The 257-nt window shown below is 59.1% G+C and carries 1 protein-coding gene; it reads left to right on the forward strand.

Annotation, left to right across the window (positions count from 1 at the left end):
* Positions 1 to 257 (forward strand): immunoglobulin-like domain-containing protein (locus BFP96_RS00690; protein WP_371914753.1); only part of this gene is annotated, 257 nt, incomplete at both ends.

Here is a 257-nt window from a genome sequence, read left to right on the forward strand (position 1 = left end):
ATTACTGATGTGGTCGATACCACCACTGTCACGCTGACGGCCGGTTCGACCGTGACCGAAGGCGGTCAGATCACTTACACCGCGACCCTGACCAACCCGGCGCAAACCCCGGTGAACGTCACCTTGAGCAATGGCTCGGTGATTACCATCAAGGCGGGTGAGTCGGTTGGTACAGTGGTCGTGGATACCCCGGCTAACGACGTCTACGTTAACGGTTCGACCGTCACCACCACCATTACCGGTGCAACCGGCGGCAA

Source organism: Pseudomonas sp. 34 E 7 (genome assembly GCF_900005715.1).
Classification (GTDB): domain Bacteria; phylum Pseudomonadota; class Gammaproteobacteria; order Pseudomonadales; family Pseudomonadaceae; genus Aquipseudomonas; species Aquipseudomonas orientalis_A.